The organism is Pedobacter sp. GQ55 (assembly GCF_059758925.1).
Window position 1 is genome coordinate 1 of the sequence record NZ_JCAXEI010000028.1, and the last position, 833, is coordinate 833.

Consider the following 833-nt stretch of genomic DNA (forward strand, 5'->3'; position numbering starts at 1 on the left):
TGCGGCTGTTGATCTGATCTTTTTGGATATCAACATTGGAGATCTGTCCGGCATTCAGTTTCTTGAGATCGCCAGGCCGGCCTGCCAAGTGATCATCCTTACCGCTTACCAGGAACATGCGATAAAGGGGTTTGAGCTTAACGTTACAGACTATCTGCTTAAACCATTTGACTTTGAACGTTTTTCTAAGGCGGTTGAGCGTGCAAGGGAGCTGGCAGAAAAGGCTGCTAATAAACAGATTATTTTTATCAAAACCGGTCTAAAGCTTGAGAAGGTAATGCTGTCTGAATTGCTTTATATAGAGGGAGCGCGGGATTACCGGCGTATCTGTTGTAAAGGTAAATCATTTAAAACGCTGGACACTTTCGTTGAACTGGAGAAACAGTTGCCTGCTTCACGCTTTATAAGGGTACATAAATCTTACCTGGTTGCTCTGGACAAAATTGATTCCTTTGAGAAAGACATGATCACAATTGCAAATCGGCTGATCCCCGTATCTGACACCTATAAGAAGGCGCTGCTTTCCAGAATGCAATGAATACGGATTGCTACCACTTACCACCTGTGGACATCAATGCTAACAGACAAAGCTCAAGTGTTTTTAATGGCTGTTGTTCAAAGATATAGTTAGGTTTTCGTATATTTGCAATACATCCGGGGGTCTAATGTGAACCGATGAAGCCAAATACCGCAGGCCTGATCACATGTTAATCATTTAATTTTTTTGTATTATGAGAACTGTATTTTACGGTTTGATTACGCTTGTTTTTTGCTATGGGGCAATGATGGGCGGATTAAACAGCGGGAACATTTGGATTGGGTATGGGATGGCT

1 protein-coding gene is annotated in these 833 nt (G+C 42.1%); it reads left to right on the top strand.

The window, feature by feature from the left end; genetic code table 11:
- Positions 1–538, top strand: a 538-nt coding sequence (locus AC6CH7_RS26460; protein ID WP_498265561.1) for a LytR/AlgR family response regulator transcription factor, incomplete at its 5' end; no start/stop codon positions are given.
- Between the last annotated feature and the right edge of the window lie 295 nt (positions 539–833).